Origin of the sequence: Kitasatospora sp. NBC_01539 (assembly GCF_045040525.1) — a bacterium.
Classification (GTDB): domain Bacteria; phylum Actinomycetota; class Actinomycetes; order Streptomycetales; family Streptomycetaceae; genus Kitasatospora.
Genome location: NZ_CP109390.1, coordinates 7,214,131 through 7,230,357, shown reverse-complemented (window position 1 = coordinate 7,230,357; position 16,227 = coordinate 7,214,131). Strand labels below are relative to the sequence as shown.

Genomic DNA, 16,227 nt, shown 5'->3' with positions numbered 1-16,227 from the left:
CGGCGGCCCGGCCCCGCGGGGGGGACCGGGCCGCCGGACGGCTGTGGCGGGGGTCAGCCCACCGCGGCGAGGCCGTTCACCCAGAGCGACTGCACGCGGCTGCGCTCGGCGGAGTTCGGGTAGGCGTTGGTGCACGAGGTGCCGGGGCCACCACCGGACATCAGCTCGCTGCACGGGCCGGAGTAGTGGTCGGGCAGTCCGAGCACGTGGCCGGTCTCGTGCGCGGTGACGCGGACGGAGTTGTACTGCCGGTTCTGCGCGTAGTCGAGGAAGACGTAGCCGCCGCCGTGGCCGTCGGTGCTGGCGTAGGAGCCACGGGAGTCGTTGCCCTCGTAGTAGCGGAAGTCGGCGTTGGTGCCGGAGCGGAGCTGGACGTTGCTGACCGAGCCGTTCCAGATCTGCGCGCTGCGGGATATCTGCGACGCGAAGGACGGGGCGCGGCTGGCGTCGTAGGTGACGACGACCGACGCCAGGTACGGCTGGGCGGCCTGCTTGGCGAGCGCCGACTTCATGACGGCCTGGTAGAAGGCCTTGTTGTCGGCCTCCTCGGCGGCCGAGCCGGCGTACGCGGTGGGGGTGTAGCCCTGCTGCACCGCGGCGGGGGCCGTGGTGGCCGCGGTGGCGGGCACGGCGGCGGTGCTCGCGGCGAGTGCGAGCCCGAAGGCGGCAGCGAGCACGGTCATGGAGCGGTTCATGTGGGGGACTCCATTCGCGTTTCCCGCGGCGGTCAGGGGGAGCCGCGGGACACGGTGTCGGTTGATGCACCGATCGTGGCCCGCCGGTGCTGCCCCGGGATGATGCCAGCGGACGATAGCCCCGGCCGATAGCCCTGCCGCGCACGGATGGTGACGGCCCGTCGGCCAACGATTGACATGCACTTGGCGGGAAGGCGGCGGCTGGCTATGCTCCCGTCGTGGAGCTCGACGTCAGACACCTCCGTGTCCTGTGCGCGGTGGCGGACACCGGCAGCGTACGCAAGGCCGCCCGGCACCTCGGCATGAGCCAGCCCTCCCTCACCACCCAGCTCCACCGGATCGAACGCGCCGTCGGCGGACGGCTCTTCACCCGCGAACAGACCGGCAGCCGGCCCACCGCTCTCGGCCACTCCGTGCTCTCCCGGGCACGCCCCGTCATCACCGGCCTGGACACCCTGGTGGCCGCCGCGCGCGAGGAGGCCACGGGCGGCGGCCGCCGACGGCTGCGCATCGGCAGCGTCGGCTGCCGCGCCGTACCCGCCTGGCTGCGCCGCGTGCACGACCGCCTGCCGGACACCGACACCACCATCCACATCGACACCTCGCCGAGCGCCCTCGTGCGGATGGTCGCCGCCGACCAGCTCGACATCGCCCTCGTCTACGAGAACGAGGGCTTCCCGCTGCGCATCCCCGCGGCCGCCGAGCAGCGCGTACTCATCGCCAGGGAACCGCAGTTCGTCGCCCTGCCCGCCCGCCATCCCGCGGCCGGGCAACCGGTGGTGCGCCTCGCCGACCTCGCCACCGACACCTGGATGGTCGACCCCGAGGCCGACCACGAGTACGCGGCGCTGCGCCGGGTGTTCGCCGAGGCCGGGCTCGACCCGCGCGTCGTCCAGGTGCGCGACAACGCGACCGCCGCCGAACTGGTCGCCTCCGGCGAGGCCGTACGCCCCTGCCAGCCGACCTCACCGCCCGGGCCGGGCACCGTGGTCCGCCCGCTGCACGGCGACCCGTTCGCCGTGCGCCTGCTCTTCACCTGGCGCACCGGCTCACTCGGCCGGCCGGCCCTCGACGCCCTCCACGCCGACCTGCGGCGCGCCTACCTCGACCTCGCCCGGGCCAACCCCGCCTACCGGGGCTGGCTCCGCCTGCACAACCGCGCGCTGCACCGCCTCCTCCCGCCCGCCCCGCGGCCGTCCGACGTCTGACGCCTGACATATGCCATCCGACATCCGACGTCCGCCGCAGCTGCTCTGACGGAGCGTCACCCACGGCCGGGCACAGCGCACCGGCGCCACCTCCGACCTCCGGTGCCGGTGTCGCCGCCGGTCGAGTCCATCGTCGTGAAGCCCGTCCTCGTGAAGCCCGTCGTCCGGGCCGGGCCCGAGGTGCCGACGGCGACACCGGCACCGTCCACCGCCTCGCCCGGAAGCACTGCGCCTGACGCCCGGGACGGGACGGGCGCCCCCCGGCGCCCGTCCCGTCACGTGCGGGTCCGGCGCCTCCCGGCGGCCATCACCAGGGCGCCGTGCAGCTCGGCCCGGACGCCCAGGGCGCCCGCCATGACCTCCACCCCCTCGGCCACCGCCGGCTGGGCGTAGCGGTCGATGGACTCCCGCACCCCGGCGATGAGCGGCGCGCCGGCCCGGCCGAGTTCACCGCCGACGATCACCGCGGCCGGGTTGAGGAAGTTCACCAGGTCCGCGAGGACGCGGCCCAGGGTGCGGCCGGCGTCGGTGATGACCCGGGCGGTCGCGGGCCGGGCGGCGAGCTCGGCGAGCGGCGGGAGCTCCCGCGGGACGGGTCTGCGGTCCGCGCCGGCCAGCACGTGGCCGAGCTGCCGGCGCACCTCGACGACCGACACGGCCGTCTCCAGGCACCCCCGGTTGCCGCAGCGGCACCAGTTCGACGCCCCGGGCAGCTGGATGTGGCCGATCTCGCCGGAGAGTCCGCTCGCACCGCGGTAGACCTGGCCGCCGAGCACCAGGCCGCTGCCCACGCCGTGCGAGGCCTTGACGTAGATGAGGTCGTTGAGGCCGCGTCCGGCACCGAGGGCGCGCTCGCCGCGTGCGCCCATCTCGGCGTCGTTGGCGACCTCGAACGGCACGCCGATGCGGCGTTCCAGCTCCGCGGCCGGATCGAGGCCGATCCACCGGGCCAGCACCGTGGGGGCCCGGACGGCCCGGGTGCGGAGGTCCATCGCGGCGGGGATGCCGGCCGCGGCGGCGGCGATCCGGCCGGGCTCGCAGCCGGCCTGCCGCATGGCGTCGGCGGCGAGGGCGGCCGCGGTGTCGAGGGCCTCCTCGGGCCGGTCGTCGATGTCCAGCGGCGCGGTGGCCTCGCCGACCACCGTGCCGTCGCCGGTGCCGACCGCGGCCGTGATGTGGGCGTGGCCGAGGTCGATGCCGAGCACGAGGCCGGACTCCCGGCGGAGCGAGACCACCGAGGCGGGCCGGCCACGGCCGGCCGCGTGGGCGTGGGGGGCGGTCTCCTCCGTGACGGCGCCCTGCTCGCGCAGGTCGGCGACGGCGCTGCCGACGGCGGACCGCGACAGGCCGGTGAGCCGCCCCAGGTCGGCGCGGCTGAGGGCGCCGTACTCGGCGAGCACGGCGAGGAGGGCGGAGCGGGTGCGCTGCCGCCGGGCGGAGAGGGCGGCCGACTCGTGGAGGTCGCTCATAGGTGCACCGTACCGGCCGGGCGGTGATTTTTTCCTCCGAACAGATTATTTGCCCCACATCTCGCCTCTTGACGGACATAATCCCCGCCCCTACGGTGAAACGGGCCGTCCGGGCCCACGCCGCGGAGCTCCAACGCCCGTCACATCCGCACGGGAGAGGAAGCGCAGCCGATGTCCACGAGGTCCAGACCCACCGCACCGCACCTCTTCCGCTGGCGGGTGGAAATTCCGCACTGCACCGCCCAGGGGCAGCCGGAGGAGTCCGTGCCCGGCCGGGACGGCACCCGGCCCGGTGTCCACCTCTTCATCGTCGACGCCGCCGAGCCCGGCCACGCGCTCGCCGAGGCACTCGCCCGGGCCGAGTCCGAGGAGGCCCGCCGGCACCGACGGCACGCCCCGCTCGCGATCGAGCCGGACCTGGTGTCCGTGGTCAAGCTCTGCCACGTCGCCTGAGCGACCGGGCTCCGACCGCCGCCCCGCACCACCCCTCACCACCCCTCACCACCCGCACCCGCCCGCCCCCCGGTCTCCCGGGGTGCCGCACCGGAGCGGCACCGCCCGCCGTCCGCGCCTCCGCGCGACGGCCCCGGGCTGCTCCGGCCTGCACGGGCTTCCGGTACGGACCGTCCTCGGGTTAGTTTGTCAGTCGACCTGACAAATAGCTGGAGCGAGGACGCGATGACCCGCACGGACGCCCCCACCAACTGGGCCCGCAACACCGTCTTCCGCGCCCGGCGAGTCCACCGGCCCGCCTCGCTCGACGAACTCCGGCAGATCGTCGCCGCCTCGGACCGCGTCCGCGCGCTCGGCACCGGCCACTCCTTCAACCGGGTCGCCGACACCACCGGCGACCTCGTCCGCCTGGACGCCCTGCCCGGCGAGGTCACCGTCGACCCCGGGCGCCGGCACGCCGTCGTCGCCGCCGGCCTGCGGCACGCCGAGGTCGCCACCCGGCTGCACGCCCAGGGCCTGGCCCTCGCGAACCTCGCCTCGCTGCCGCACATCTCCGTCGCCGGCGCCTGCGCGACCGGCACCCACGGATCCGGCCGCGCCCTGCAGGGCCTCGCCGGCTCGGTGGCCGCCCTCGACCTCCTCACCCCGGACGGCGGCACGGTCCGCCTCACCCGCGACGACCCCGCCGGGCGGTTCGACGGCGCCGTGGTCGCCCTGGGCGCGCTCGGCATCGCGACCGCCGTCACCCTCGACGTCGAGCCGGCCTTCGAGATCGCCCAGTGGCTGCAGACCGGCGTCCCGCTGGACGCGATCGCCGCGGACACCGCCGCCGTCTTCGGCAGCGCGTACAGCGTCAGCGCCTTCACCGACTGGCGCAGCGGCACCGCCACCGTCTGGCAGAAGCGCCGCACCGACCGGGAGGGCGGCGGCGACCGCCCGGCCCTGCTGGCCGCCGGGGCGGAGCACGCCGACCGTCCGCTGCACCCCATCCCGGGCATGCCGCCCACGTACTGCACCGAGCAGCTCGGCAGGCCCGGCCCGTGGCACGAGCGGCTGCCGCACTTCCGGCCCGAGTTCACCCCCAGCAGCGGCGACGAGCTGCAGTCGGAGCTGCTGCTGCCGTTCGAGGCCGCGGCGGAGGCGGTGGCGGCCGTCCGGGGCCTCGGCGAGCGGATGGCCGGGGCGCTGCAGATCTCGGAGATCCGCACCGTCGCGGCGGACGACCTCTGGCTCAGCCCGGCGTACGGGCGCGACAGCATCGCCCTCCACTTCACGTGGACGTCCGACGTGCGGGCGGTGCTGCCGCTGATCGCGGCGGTCGAGGAGCGGCTGCTGCCGCTCGGCGCCCGCCCGCACTGGGGCAAGCTCACCTGCGCCGACCCCGCCGACCTGGCCGCTCGCTATCCGCGCGCCGCGGACTTCGCCGCGCTGGCCGCCGAGCTCGATCCGAAGGGCGTCTTCCGCAACGACCTGACGGAGGCGCTGTTCCCGTCGGCCGCCTGACGGCGCGGGTCCCGCAGGTCACCGCGCGGGGCGTGAGGGCCGGTCCCGCGCGCCCCGCCCAGCCGCTCCCGCACGCTCCCGCACGCTCCCGCTCAGCCGGGGCCGTCGTCCTCACTGCGGCTGCCGGCGCGCGCCGCGGCGAGGAAGACGACCAGGGCGGCCGCCGAACAGGCCAGGCCGAGCCCCAACAGGACGTAGCGCACGGCGAATCCCCTCCTTCTGCTCACGAACCCTTTCGGCACGAAGGTCCGTGGGCCTGACCTCCCGGGCGGTCTTTCACCCGTGGGTGGCGATCAGGGTCCGTTCTGCCCGCCGGGGGCCGCCGTTCACCCGTCCGGGCGGCCGTCCCGGTCCGCGGCGGCGGACGCCGGGGGTTCGTCCGTGACCGCGGCGCGGATGCGCCCGAGGAGCGTGCGCAACTGCTCGCGCTCCGCCGGCGTGAGGGCGCCGGTGGCGGCGGCGAGGGCGGCCCGGTCGAGCTCCTCGGCCTCGCGGTGACGGCGGGCCCCCTCCTCGGTGAGGGTGATGAGGAACGCGCGGCGGTCCTCGGGGTGGCGCACGCGTGCGACCAGGCCGTCTCGTTCGAGGCTGTCGACCAGCGTGGTGGTGGTGCGGGGGGCGTTGCCGACGAGGTCGGCGAGGTCGCGCATGCGCAGCGGCTCGCCGGAGAGGGCGAGCACCCGGAGGGTGCGCAGCCGCGACACGGAGGCACCGTGGTCGCGCAGGCGGCCGTCGACGAAGGAGCGCAGCCGGTGGGTGGTGGCGAAGAGTTCGTCCACCAGGACGTCGCTGCTGCCGAACCGGCGCGGGCGCGCCTCTTCCTGTGCCATGCCGTGCCTTTCGCGTCCCCGGACTTTATGAGCACCATCATAGTGAGTATGCTCAGCTTTATGAGCACCCGCCTGAGCCAGCGCCGTGTCGTGCCCATCATGGCCGTCCTGACCACCTTCATCTGCATCGTCGACGGTGCGATCACCATCGTCGCCCTCCCCAGCATCGCCAGGGAGTTCGCGCTCACCCCCGCCGCCCTGACCGGCGTCGTCGTGGTCTATCCGGTCTGCCTCGGGATGATGATCCCGGCGTCCGCCTGGCTGGTGGAGCGGTTCGGCGGCCGCCGCATGCTGCTGCTCTCGCTCGCGACGTTCACCGCCGCCAGCGGCCTGTGCGGCGCCGCCCCCGACCTCCCCGCGCTGGTGGCGGCCCGCGCCCTGCAGGGCCTGGCCGCAGGTCTGCTCATGCCCACCTCGCAGGCCCTGCTCTTCCGCACCTTCACGCAGGCCGAACAGGTGCGGCTGTCACGGCTGATGGTCATCCCCCAGCAGATCGCCCCGGCCATCGCACCCCTGATCGGCGGCCTGCTGATCACCAGCCTCTCCTGGCGCTGGGTGTTCTACGTCAACGTGCCGTTCGGCACGCTGGCCGTGCTGTTCGGCCTGCTCTTCCTCGCCGAGCACCGCGACCACACGGCCGACCGGATCGACGTGCCGGGCCTGCTGCTGCTCGGCGCGGGCACCGCCACCCTGATGTACGGCGTGTGCGCGGGCCCCGACCTCGGCTGGGGCCGCCCGCAGGTGCTGGCGGCGCTCGCCGCCGGCGCCGTGCTGCTCGCCGTCGCCGTCCGCCACGAACTGCGCACCGGCGAACCGATCCTGCGGCTGCGGCTCTTCCGCGACCGGCTCTTCCGCGACACCAACGTGATCAGCCTGGTCGGCTACGTGCCGATGATGGGCGCGATGTTCCTCGGCCCGATCTTCATCCAGGAGGCCCGCGGCGGCACCGCCCTGGAGAGCGGCAGCACCACCTTCACCGAGGCGTTCGGCGTGCTCGTGACGATGCAGGTGGTGGGTGCGGTCTACCACCGCATCGGCCCCCGGGTCATCATCGGCACCGGCCTGCTCGGTGTCGCCGGGGTCATGGTGCTGTTCGCCACCGCCGACGCGGACACCGGCCTGTGGACCTTCCGCTTCTACATGTTCCTGCTCGGCCTGGCCATGGGCGGGGTGTTCATCCCCACCACCATCGCCTCGTTCAGCACGGTCGACCGGGCGGACATCGGCCACGCGGCCACCCTCAACACCGTCGTCCGGCAGACCGGCAACGCCCTCGCGCCCGCCGTGGTGACCTCGGTGCTCGTGCTCGGCGCGAGCGGCGAGGAGCGCCTCCACCCGCCGCTGGCGTCCTACCAGCTCAGCTACTTCGTCCTCGCCGCGGTCGCGGTGGCGGCCGCGCTGTTCGCCTTCACCGTGCCGGACGGCCCGGCCCGGACCGCCGCGGCCACCGGCGCCCGGGCCGCCCGCCCCCGCCGCGAGAAGGTGGGCCGGGGCTGACACGCCGTCAGTACACGGAGAGGAACCGGTCGAGGACCCGCACGCCGAAGGCCAGTCCTGCCACCGGCACCCGCTCGTCGACCCCGTGGAACATCGCCGGGTAGTCGAGCTCCGGGTCGAGCAGCAGCGGCGCGAAGCCGTAGCAGGCGATGCCCAGCCGGTTGAAGGTCTTCGCGTCGGTGCCGCCCGACATCAGGTACGGCACCGGGTGCCCGGCCGGGTCCTCGGCGCGCAACGCGGCCGCCATCGCGGCGAAGGCCGGGCCGGTGTGGTCGGCGGCCACGGCCTCCTCCAGGTTGATGAACTCCCGTGCCACGCCGGGCCCGAGGAGCCGCTCCACGGTCTCCAGGTACTCCTCGCGGGTGCCCGGCAGGAAGCGGCCGTCCACCTGGGCGCGGGCGACGCCGGGCACCACGTTGACCTTCTGCCCGGCCTGCAGCACCGTGGGCGTCGCGGAGTTGCGCACCGTGTGGGCGAACAGCCCTCCCGCCCGGCCGAGTCGCGCCGCCTCGGCCTCCAGCCGGCCGCGGTCGACCGTCGTGCCGAGCACCCGCTCCAGCTCGGCGACGAGCGCCTCGACCGGCGGGGTGAGCAGCACCGGCCAGGGGTGCGCGGCAAGCCGGGACAGGGCGTGCACCAGGGTGGCCACCGCGTTGTCGGCGCCGCCGCGCGAGCCGTGCCCGGCGGTGCCGGTGGCGGTCAGCCGCATCCACGCGGTGCACCGCTCCCCCACCGCGACGGGGTAGAGCCGGTGGCCGTCCGCCGTCAGCGAGTACCCGCCGGACTCGCCGATCGCCTCGCGGCAGTCCTCCAGGTACGCGCGGTGCCGGGCGGCCACGAAGCGGGCTCCGTGCTCGCCGGTCGACTCCTCGTCGGCGAGGAAGGCCAGCACCAGGCCGCGGCGCGGGCGGCGCGCCGTCCTGGCCCAACTCCGCACCAGCGCCAGGGTCATGGCCAGGGTGCCCTTCATGTCGACGGCGCCCCGGCCCCACAGGCAGCCGTCGTGGAGCTCGCCGGAGAGCGGGTGCCGGGTCCAGTCCGCGGCGTCGAACGGCACGGTGTCCAGGTGGCCGTGCACCAGCAGCGGCGGCAGGGTGTCGTCCGTGCCCGCGATCCGGGCGAGCACGTTCGTCCGCCGCGGCGCCGACTCCACCACCACCGGCTCGATCCCCACGGCGGCGAGCTGCTCGGCGACGTACTCGGCGGCGGCCCGCTCGCCGGGCCCGGAGCCGTCGCCCGGGTTGACGGTGTCGATGCGCAGCAGGTCGTGGCAGAGCCCGGCCACCTCGGTGTCGACGGTCTGCGGGGTGACGGTCACGCGGGTTCCTCTCCTCGGACGGCGCCGGGCGGCGTCAGCCGTAGTGCTTCTCGGCGGCCGCGTTGGCCACCACGGTGCAGATCTTGAAGGTCCGGGCGGCCCTGGTCGCGCCGGGGGCGGTGTACGCGACCGTGCGGGGGCCGATGAGCTCCACCGTGGGGACGGCCGCGACCGCCTCGGCCTGGTGGGTGGCGTGGAAGTCGATCTCGAAGCGGTGCGGCCCGGTGACCGGCTCGGGCCGGCCGACCAGCAGGTGGTCGCGGACGGCGAGTTCGGCGCGGGCCCGGATCAGCGCGGCGCTGCGCGCGGGTGGCAGGCAGACCGCCGCGTACCGGCTCACGCACTCCTTCACCGCGGCCGTCCGGGCCTCCGGCGCCCACGCCGCGGCGGCCTCGCAGGTGCGGTCGTCGCCGGTGACGAGGATGACGGGCACGCCGTGCTCGGCGGCGGTCAGGGCGTTCATCCGGCCCTCGTCCGCGTCCTCGCCGTCGATGCGGAACCCGGTGAGGCCGGCCCCGAGGTAGGTGTGGGCGAGCACCCCGGCGACACCCGTGCCGGTGTGGTAGCCGAGGAAGACGACTGCGTCGGCCTCCTGGACCCCCTGCATCATGCCGAGCGGTTTGTGACGGCCCGTCAGGAGGCGTGCCCGGTCGTCGAGGTCCTCCAGCAGCACGTTGCGCTGGGTGTCGTGGGCCTCGTTGACGAGCACGTCGTCGGCACCGCCCGCGTACAGGCCGGCGATGCAGGCGTTGACGTCGGAGGTGAGCATCCGGCGCATGCGCTGCCAGGCCGGTGCGCCGGGCTCGACGTCCTCCGGCCAGGTGGTGCCGGTGGCGCCCTCCATGTCGGCGGAGATCAGGACGCGCATCGGGTCTCCTCGGTGCGGGCGGCGTCGGAGCGGGGGGCTGCGTCGGAGCGGGCGGCACCGTCGGAGCGGGGGGCGAGCGGCGGTTCCAGCAGGGTGAGCGAGCCGGTGGCCAACTCGGCCATGACCCCGAGCGGCACGGTCAGTTGGAGCGGTCCGTGCCCGGCGGGCAGGCCCGAGGCGACGGGCACGCCGAGGCCGCCGAGCCGGTCGGCGAGGAGCGCCTCCACCTCGTCGGGCGGCCCGCAGTCGGTGAAGTCGCCGAGCACGACGCCCGCGGCGCGCTCCAGCACGCCCGCCCGCAGGAGCTGGGTGAGGATCCGGTCGAGCCGGTACGGCTCCTCGCCGACCTCCTCCAGGAGCAGCAGGCAGCCGTCCGCCGGCAGGGCGGTGGGGGTGCCGACGGAGGCGGCGAGCAGACTGGCGTTCCCGCCGGCGAGCGGGCCCCGGGCGGCACCGGGCACCAACTGCGGTCCGGTGAGCGGGAGCCCGGTGACCCGCTCGGGCTCGAAGAGCACGGTGCGCAGGTGCGCGGCACTGGTGGGGTTGTCGGTGAGTGCGCCGGTGGCCGGCATCGGGGCGTGGAGGGTCGTGGTGCCGAGCCGCACGGCGAACGCCTCGTGCAGGGCGGTGATGTCGCTGGAGCCGATCAGCAGGGCGGGCGGGGCGGCGGCGAGGGCGTCCCAGTCGACGAGGTCGACCATGCGCTGCGTGCCGTAGCCGCCGCGCGCGCAGAACACCGCCCGTACCTCGGGGTCGGTGCAGGCTGCCGTGAGGTCGGCGGCGCGGTCCTGGTCGCGGCCGGCGAGGTGGCCGAGGTGGCGGTCGCGGACGTGCGGCAGCACGGTGACGTGCAGGCCCCAGGACTCCAGCAGTGCGGTGCCGCGGTCGAGCAGGTCGGGGTCGGGGGGTCCGGCGGGCGCGGCGACGGCCACCCGGTCGCCGGGGCGCAGACCGGGCGGCGCGGTGCGGGTGCCGGGCGCGGGCGTCCGGGTACCGGGCGCGGGGGTGCGGGACGGGTTCGGCACGGCGGGGCCTCATCTCAGCTTCGGGTCGTAGGCGTCCCGGACGGCGTCGCCGAGCAGGATGAAGCTCAGCACGGTCGCCGAGAGGAACAGTGCGGGGAAGGCGAGCAGGTGCGGGAAGTCGAGGAAGTACGCCTGGGCGGCGTTGAGTTGCAGCCCCCAGGAGAGGGCAGGGTACTGCAGGCCCACGCCGAGGAAGTCGAGGGTGGCCTCGCCCGAGATGACGTTGCCGACGTTGAGCATGGCGACGACGACGACCGGGGTGATCGCGTTGGGCAGCAGGTGCCGGCGCATCAGCCGGATCGGTCCGGCGCCGCTCGAACGGGACGCCTGCACGTAGTCGGCGTCCTTCACGCCGATCACCTGGGCACGCATGACACGGGTCATGGTCGTCCAGCCGAGGGCGACCAGCACGAGCGTCATCGCGCCGAGCCCGTGGTCGGGGAAGGCCACCAGCACGACGGTGGCGCCGAGCACGAACGGCAGTCCGAAGAAGACGTCGGTCACGCGGGAGACCAGGGCGTCGACCCAGCCGCCGTGGTAGCCGGCGAGCAGGCCGAGCAGCACGGACAGCGTGAGCGCCCCGGCGGTCACCGCGAGGCCGATGACCAGGGACGGCCGGCTGCCGCGCACCACCTGCGCCAGGTAGTCGCAGCCCTGCAGGTCGAAGCCGAACGGGTGGTCCAGGCTGGGGCCGACCCGGGAGTCGGCGAGTTCGCAGCGGCCCGAGTCGTGGGTGAGCAGCGCGACGAACGGGTCGGGCACGGCCGCCATCAGCGCCATCAGCACCAGCACGGCGGTGCAGGCGATCACCAGCGGGCGTGAGCGCAGCTCCCGCCAGGCGCTCGCGGACGGCCGTGCGGCCTGCGCGTCGTCCGCGGACGGGTGATCCGCCGGCGGGTCGGCCGCGGGCCGCCCGCCGCCCTTCGGCGGGAGCAGCAGGTCGTCCGTGGGCACCGCGACGGGGGCGGCGGGGGCGGGCTGGGGGCTACTCATGGCGGATCCTCGGGTCGAGCAGGCCGTACAGGACGTCGACGAGCAGGTTGGCCAGGCAGAACACCAGCACCAGCAGGGTGGTGATGCCGACCACCGTCGGGCCCTCCCGCAACTGGATGGCCTGGAAGACCTGCTGGCCGACGCCGGGGAGGTTGAAGATGTACTCGGTGACGACCGCGCCCGCCATCAGCGAGCCGAGTTCCACGCCGAGGAAGGTCACCACGGGGATCAGCGAGTTGCGCAGGGTGTGCCGCAGCACGACCCGGCGGCGGCGCAGGCCCTTCGCCCCGGCGGTGCGGACGTAGTCGGCGCGCAGGTTCTCCAGCAGCGAGGCCCGGGTGAGCCGGGCGACGTACGCGACGCCGAACGAGGCGAGCACCAGGCCGGGCAGCAGGTACGCGGTCGGCCAGCCGCCCTCCGTCCCGGAGACGGGGAACCAGCCGAGGCGCACGCCCAGGAACAGCTGCGCGAGATAGCCGACGATGTACACCGGCACGGCGATCACCACGGTGGTGCCGGCGAGGACGGCGTTGTCGGCCCAGCGGCCCTTGCGCAGCGCGGCCCACACCCCGAGGGCGACACCGAGCACGGTCTCCAGGAACCAGGCGGTCAGGCCGAGCCGCAGGGTGACCTGCCAGCGGCCCGCGAGCGTCTGCGCGACCGGCTCTCCGGTGAACGTGCTGCCGAGGTCGCCGGTCAGCAGGCCGCCCAGGTAGGCGAAGTACCGGACGAACAGCGGGTCGTCGAGGTGGTACCGCTCGTGGAGCTCGGCGAGGACGGCGGGGGGCACGGGCCGGTCGCCGGCGAGTCCCTGGATCGGGTCGCCGGGCAGCACGAAGACCATGGTGTGGATGAGGAAGGTGGTGGCCAGAAGTACGGGGATGGCGTACAGCAGGCGTCGGGCGATGTAACGGCCCATCAGGGCGCCCCCGGTTCTCGAGTGGTCGTGTCCGGCCCGTCGTCCCTGCCGGCCGGTCGGTTCAGTGCCGCACGGTCACCTTCTCCAGGTGCAGCCCGGCCACGTACGGGTCGACGGTGACGTTGCCGACCCGGCTGCTCCAGGCGGTCTGGTCCTGCCAGTTCCAGAGCGGGATGAGCGGCAGCTCGGCGAGGGCGATGTCCTCGGCGCGGTGGTACTGGGCGATGCTCTCCGCCGGGGTGGCGGCGGCGTTGCCGCGGGTGAGGGCGTCGTCGAAGGCCGCGTTCGACCAGCCCGTGCGGTTGTCACGGCCGAGCAGTCCGGCCAGGTAGTTCTGCACGCTGGGGTAGTCGACCACCCAGTTCTGCCGGTACGGGCCGGTGGCCTTGCGGCCGTTGAGGATCGGGCCGAGGTCGGCACCGGACATCTTGCGGAACGCGATGTCGCGGATGCCGAGGTTCTGCTTCAGCTCGTTGGCCACGGCCGTCATCCACTGCTCGTACGTGGGGTCGGAGTTGGCGAAGTACAGCTCCAGGGTGCCGGTGAACCCGCCGGCCCGGTCGAAGAGCGCCTTCGCCTCGTCGGGCCGGTAGGCGCAGGTGTCGCCGCAGGCACCGGCCCGGTGGCCCGGGATCATCGGGGCGACCAGGGAGTCGGCCGGGGCGAACACCTCGTTGAAGATCGCCCGGGTGATGCCCCTGCGGTCGATCGCCATCGAGAGGGCGCGCCGGAGTTCGGGCCGGGCGTAGCGGGCGTCCCACAGCGGGAGGCCGAGGTAGTCCATGGTGCCGCTGGGCCGCACGGTGTAGCGGCGGCCGAACGTGCGCTTCGCCTCGTAGGCCCGCGCGGCCGGCACGTTGGTCATGAAGTCGACGTGCCCGGCGCGGAGTTCGGTGAAGGCGGTGTCCTTGCTGGTGAAGATGCGGAAGTGCACCCCGTCGGCCGTCGGCGGCCGCAGCCCGGCGTAGCCGGCCGCCCGGTGCAGGTCGATCCGCTGGTTGTGCTGCCAGTCGCCGTCCATGGCGAAGGGCCCGTTGCCCAGCGGGTGCCGGTCGTAGCCGGCCGGGTCGGCGAACGCGGCGGCGGGCAGCGGCGCGAACGCCGGGAAGGCCAGCAGCATCGGGAACTGGCTGAACGGCGCGCCGAGGGTGACCCGCAGTGTGCTGTCGTCGACGACGTCGAGCCCGCGGAGTTCGCTGGTGGGCGGTTCGGCGCCGTCGGCCGGGTTGAGTTCGGCGTAGCCGTCGATCTGTGTGAAGTACCCGTTGGTCTCCCACCCGTTGGGGCCGTACGCCGCGGCGTTCCAGGCGGCGGCGAAGCTCCGCGCGGTGACGGGCTCGCCGTTGTGGAAGACGCCGCCGGGCCGCAGCCGCAGCGTCCAGACCCGCTGGTCGTCGGAGGTGACGGACTCCGCGGCGAGCGGCACCGCGTGGCCGTCCGCCGGGTCGAGGCTGACCGGTGTGTCGAACAGCCCCTGGATGACCTGCAGGGCGTAACTGCTGGTCGTGCGGCCGGGGGTGAGGTGGTCGGGCTCGGTGAGCGCCACGGTGTAGCTGCCGCCGGGCACCGCCGGCGGGTCGGGGAGGTCGTCGCTTCCGGTGTGCCGGGCGCAGCCCGGTACGAGCGCCAGCAGCAGGGCGAGCAGCGCGGGGGCGGCGCGCCGCTGCGGGCGGGTCAGGTGGTGCGGGCGGGTCAGCACCGCGCCTCCGTGAAGCAGGTGTTCTCCCAGTCGTGGCGGTCCGCCGTACCGGCCGGCCCGGTACGGGTGGTGGGGGCCTCCGCCGGGGCGGGAGCGGCCGCCGTGCCTTCGGCGAGGCGCACCGCGAAGGCGTCGATGACGGGTCGCGGGCTCGTCCCGGCGAAGTTGTCGACCAGGACGGCGAAGGCCAGCGGGTGCCCGTCGGGGGTGTCGACGTAGCCGGTGAGGGCGTCGACACCGGTCATGGAGCCGGTCTTGGCGTGCACCCTGCCCTCCGCGGCGGTGCCGCGCAGCCGGTTGGTGAGCGTGCCGCCGACCATCCGCCGGGCGTCGCCGGCCACCGGCAGTGCGTCGTACCAGGGGGTGAACCAGCTCTGGCGGCGGGCGAACGCGAGCAGCGCGGTGAGCCGGCGGGCGCTGAGCAGGTTGTGCCGGGAGAGGCCGGAGCCGTCGACCTGCCGGGCCTCGCCCGCCTCCAGGCCGCCGCGCTGGAGGAAGGCCCGCACCTGTTCGGTGCCGGCGGCCCAACTGCCCGCGCTGCCGCGGACCTTGCCGATCTCCTTCACCAGGTGCTCCGCGATGCCGTTGTTGCTGAGCTTGAGGAAGGGCGTGAGCAGCGCGGACAGCGGCGCGGAGTCGTGGGCGGCGAGCGGTGCGGCGCCGTCCGGGGCCGGGCCCTCGGCGACGGCTCCGCGGACGGTGACGCCGTGCCGGGCGAGGGCGGCGGCGAAGACGGCCGCGGCGATCCGGGCGGGGCCGTCCACGGCGATCCACTCGTCGCCGGGGGCGGCGCCGACGGGCACGCTGCCGGAGAGGACCAGGTCGTTGCCGCCGGGCCGCCGGGCGACGTCGACGGTGCGGGCGCCGTCCGCCGGGCCGGTCTCGACCTGCCCGGTGAGGCGTACGGGCGCCTCCGCCGGGGTGACCCGCACCGTGGCGGGCAGGCCGGCCGCCCCGCCGGGCGTCACGGTGAGGCGCACGGTGCCCGGGTCGTAGTCGCCGTCGGTGGTCAGGGTGAGGGCGGAGATCTGCGGGCTGTAGTACGCGGCCTGGTCGTCCCACGCCCAGCTCGGGCCGAGCGGCACGTCGTCGTAGCGGGTGGCGTCCGCCAGCAGGCCGCCGTTGACGGTGGTGACCCCGGCGGTGGCCACCTCGGCGGCCAGGGCGTCGAGGTCGGCGGGCAGCAGGGTCGGGTCGCCGCCGCCGCGCAGCACGAGGTCGCCGTCGACGACGGCGCCGGTGCGGCGGCCCACGGCGAGCACCTCGGTGCGGAAGCGGTGGTCGGGCCCGAGCAGGTCGAGGGCGGCCGCGGCGGTGACGGTCTTCTGCGTGGAGGCGGGCAGCATCAGCGCACCGGGCGCCCGCTCGTACAGCACCTCGCCGGTGGCGGGGTCGGTGACGAGCGCGGACACCTGGGCGCCCGTCAGCCGGGCGTCGCCGAGGATCCGGTCGAGGTCGGCGGCGAGCGGGCCGGCCGCCGCGGCGGCCCGGGGCACCGTGCCGGGTGCCGCCTCCGCCGGGATCAGCACGACGAGGGCGGCGGCGAGCGGCACGGCCAGCAGCCGGGCCGGAAGGGTGAGCACGGTGATTGCCTCCAGGGAGCTGGGCCGGGCAGGCACCACCTTCGCGCCGACGGTCCGTCACCACGGTCCGTCGACACCGTGGCCGCCCGGAATTCCCCCGCACGGAGCACTCCGGCGGTGTGTCGGTGACGGCACGGCGGCAGGCCCGGGGAGAGTGGGGGTCCGTT

Annotated in this window: 14 protein-coding genes; 4 read left to right on the top strand and 10 right to left on the bottom strand. The window is 75.1% G+C overall.

The window, feature by feature from the left end; genetic code table 11:
• Positions 1–53 precede the first annotated feature (53 nt).
• Positions 54–695 (bottom strand): snapalysin, encoded by a 642-nt coding sequence (gene snpA, locus OG335_RS31395; protein WP_405014508.1) that lies wholly within the window; start codon positions 693–695, stop codon positions 54–56.
• 218 nt (positions 696–913) lie between these two features.
• Between snpA and OG335_RS31390 the strand changes: the two genes are divergently transcribed.
• Complete coding sequence (locus OG335_RS31390; protein ID WP_405014507.1) at positions 914–1,903, top strand: LysR family transcriptional regulator; 990 nt, start codon at positions 914–916, stop codon at positions 1,901–1,903.
• Between the two features lie 275 nt (positions 1,904–2,178).
• On the opposite strand, the gene OG335_RS31385 is transcribed toward OG335_RS31390, so the two are convergent.
• The gene (locus OG335_RS31385; protein WP_405014506.1) at positions 2,179–3,372 is read right to left on the bottom strand and encodes an ROK family transcriptional regulator; all 1,194 of its coding nucleotides are present in this window, start codon (positions 3,370–3,372) and stop codon (positions 2,179–2,181) included.
• A 171-nt stretch (positions 3,373–3,543) separates the two neighbouring features.
• On the opposite strand from OG335_RS31385, the gene OG335_RS31380 reads away from it, so the two are divergent.
• Together OG335_RS31380 and OG335_RS31375 are read left to right on the top strand one after the other, a co-directional pair.
• Complete coding sequence (locus OG335_RS31380) at positions 3,544–3,825, top strand: hypothetical protein (RefSeq protein WP_405014505.1); 282 nt, start codon at positions 3,544–3,546, stop codon at positions 3,823–3,825.
• Positions 3,826–4,050: 225 nt separating this feature from the next.
• On the top strand, positions 4,051–5,328 hold the full coding sequence (locus OG335_RS31375) for a D-arabinono-1,4-lactone oxidase (RefSeq protein WP_405014504.1): 1,278 nt from the start codon (positions 4,051–4,053) through the stop codon (positions 5,326–5,328).
• 326 nt (positions 5,329–5,654) lie between these two features.
• Here OG335_RS31375 and OG335_RS31370 read toward each other — a convergent pair whose 3' ends face one another.
• Positions 5,655–6,158: a MarR family winged helix-turn-helix transcriptional regulator gene (locus OG335_RS31370; RefSeq protein ID WP_405014503.1), complete on the bottom strand. Its 504-nt coding sequence runs from the start codon at positions 6,156–6,158 to the stop codon at positions 5,655–5,657.
• Positions 6,159–6,218: 60 nt separating this feature from the next.
• On the opposite strand from OG335_RS31370, the gene OG335_RS31365 reads away from it, so the two are divergent.
• Positions 6,219–7,655, top strand: a complete 1,437-nt coding sequence (locus OG335_RS31365; protein WP_405014502.1) for a DHA2 family efflux MFS transporter permease subunit — start codon at positions 6,219–6,221, stop codon at positions 7,653–7,655.
• A gap of 7 nt (positions 7,656–7,662) precedes the next feature.
• Here OG335_RS31365 and OG335_RS31360 read toward each other — a convergent pair whose 3' ends face one another.
• The 7 genes from OG335_RS31360 to dacB form a co-directional block, all read right to left on the bottom strand.
• A complete protein-coding gene (locus OG335_RS31360) occupies positions 7,663–8,973 on the bottom strand; it encodes a M20/M25/M40 family metallo-hydrolase (protein ID WP_405014501.1) in 1,311 nt (436 codons plus the stop codon).
• Positions 8,974–9,007: 34 nt separating this feature from the next.
• Entirely contained in the window at positions 9,008–9,841 is an 834-nt protein-coding gene (locus OG335_RS31355) for a M55 family metallopeptidase (RefSeq protein WP_405014500.1), read from the bottom strand.
• Positions 9,829–10,866 carry an LD-carboxypeptidase gene (locus tag OG335_RS31350; protein ID WP_405014499.1) on the bottom strand — a complete coding sequence of 346 codons (1,038 nt, stop codon included), beginning with the start codon at positions 10,864–10,866 and terminating at the stop codon, positions 9,829–9,831. The genes OG335_RS31355 and OG335_RS31350 overlap by 13 nt, the downstream gene beginning before the upstream one ends.
• Before the next feature lie 9 nt (positions 10,867–10,875).
• Positions 10,876–11,859, bottom strand: coding sequence for an ABC transporter permease (locus OG335_RS31345; protein ID WP_405014498.1), 984 nt, complete (start codon positions 11,857–11,859; stop codon positions 10,876–10,878).
• Positions 11,852–12,778 carry an ABC transporter permease gene (locus tag OG335_RS31340; RefSeq protein WP_405014497.1) on the bottom strand — a complete coding sequence of 309 codons (927 nt, stop codon included), beginning with the start codon at positions 12,776–12,778 and terminating at the stop codon, positions 11,852–11,854. The genes OG335_RS31345 and OG335_RS31340 overlap by 8 nt, the downstream gene beginning before the upstream one ends.
• A gap of 61 nt (positions 12,779–12,839) precedes the next feature.
• Entirely contained in the window at positions 12,840–14,477 is a 1,638-nt protein-coding gene (locus OG335_RS31335; protein ID WP_405014496.1) for an ABC transporter substrate-binding protein, read from the bottom strand.
• Positions 14,471–16,060, bottom strand: a complete 1,590-nt coding sequence (gene dacB / locus OG335_RS31330) for a D-alanyl-D-alanine carboxypeptidase/D-alanyl-D-alanine-endopeptidase (protein ID WP_405014495.1) — start codon at positions 16,058–16,060, stop codon at positions 14,471–14,473. The genes OG335_RS31335 and dacB overlap by 7 nt, the downstream gene beginning before the upstream one ends.
• Positions 16,061–16,227 lie beyond the last annotated feature (167 nt).

What these genes read in the sequence shown, in the direction of transcription:
- OG335_RS31370 (WP_405014503.1), bottom strand. Translation starts at nt 6,158, where the DNA reads ATGGCACAGGAAGAGGCGCGCCCGCGCCGGTTCGGCAGCAGCGACGTC.
- OG335_RS31365 (WP_405014502.1), top strand. Translation starts at nt 6,219, where the DNA reads ATGAGCACCCGCCTGAGCCAGCGCCGTGTCGTGCCCATCATGGCCGTC.
- OG335_RS31340 (WP_405014497.1), bottom strand. Translation starts at nt 12,778, where the DNA reads ATGGGCCGTTACATCGCCCGACGCCTGCTGTACGCCATCCCCGTACTT.
- OG335_RS31345 (WP_405014498.1), bottom strand. Translation starts at nt 11,859, where the DNA reads ATGAGTAGCCCCCAGCCCGCCCCCGCCGCCCCCGTCGCGGTGCCCACG.
- OG335_RS31380 (WP_405014505.1), top strand. Translation starts at nt 3,544, where the DNA reads ATGTCCACGAGGTCCAGACCCACCGCACCGCACCTCTTCCGCTGGCGG.
- OG335_RS31385 (WP_405014506.1), bottom strand. Translation starts at nt 3,372, where the DNA reads ATGAGCGACCTCCACGAGTCGGCCGCCCTCTCCGCCCGGCGGCAGCGC.
- snpA (WP_405014508.1), bottom strand. Translation starts at nt 695, where the DNA reads ATGAACCGCTCCATGACCGTGCTCGCTGCCGCCTTCGGGCTCGCACTC.
- OG335_RS31375 (WP_405014504.1), top strand. Translation starts at nt 4,051, where the DNA reads ATGACCCGCACGGACGCCCCCACCAACTGGGCCCGCAACACCGTCTTC.
- OG335_RS31355 (WP_405014500.1), bottom strand. Translation starts at nt 9,841, where the DNA reads ATGCGCGTCCTGATCTCCGCCGACATGGAGGGCGCCACCGGCACCACC.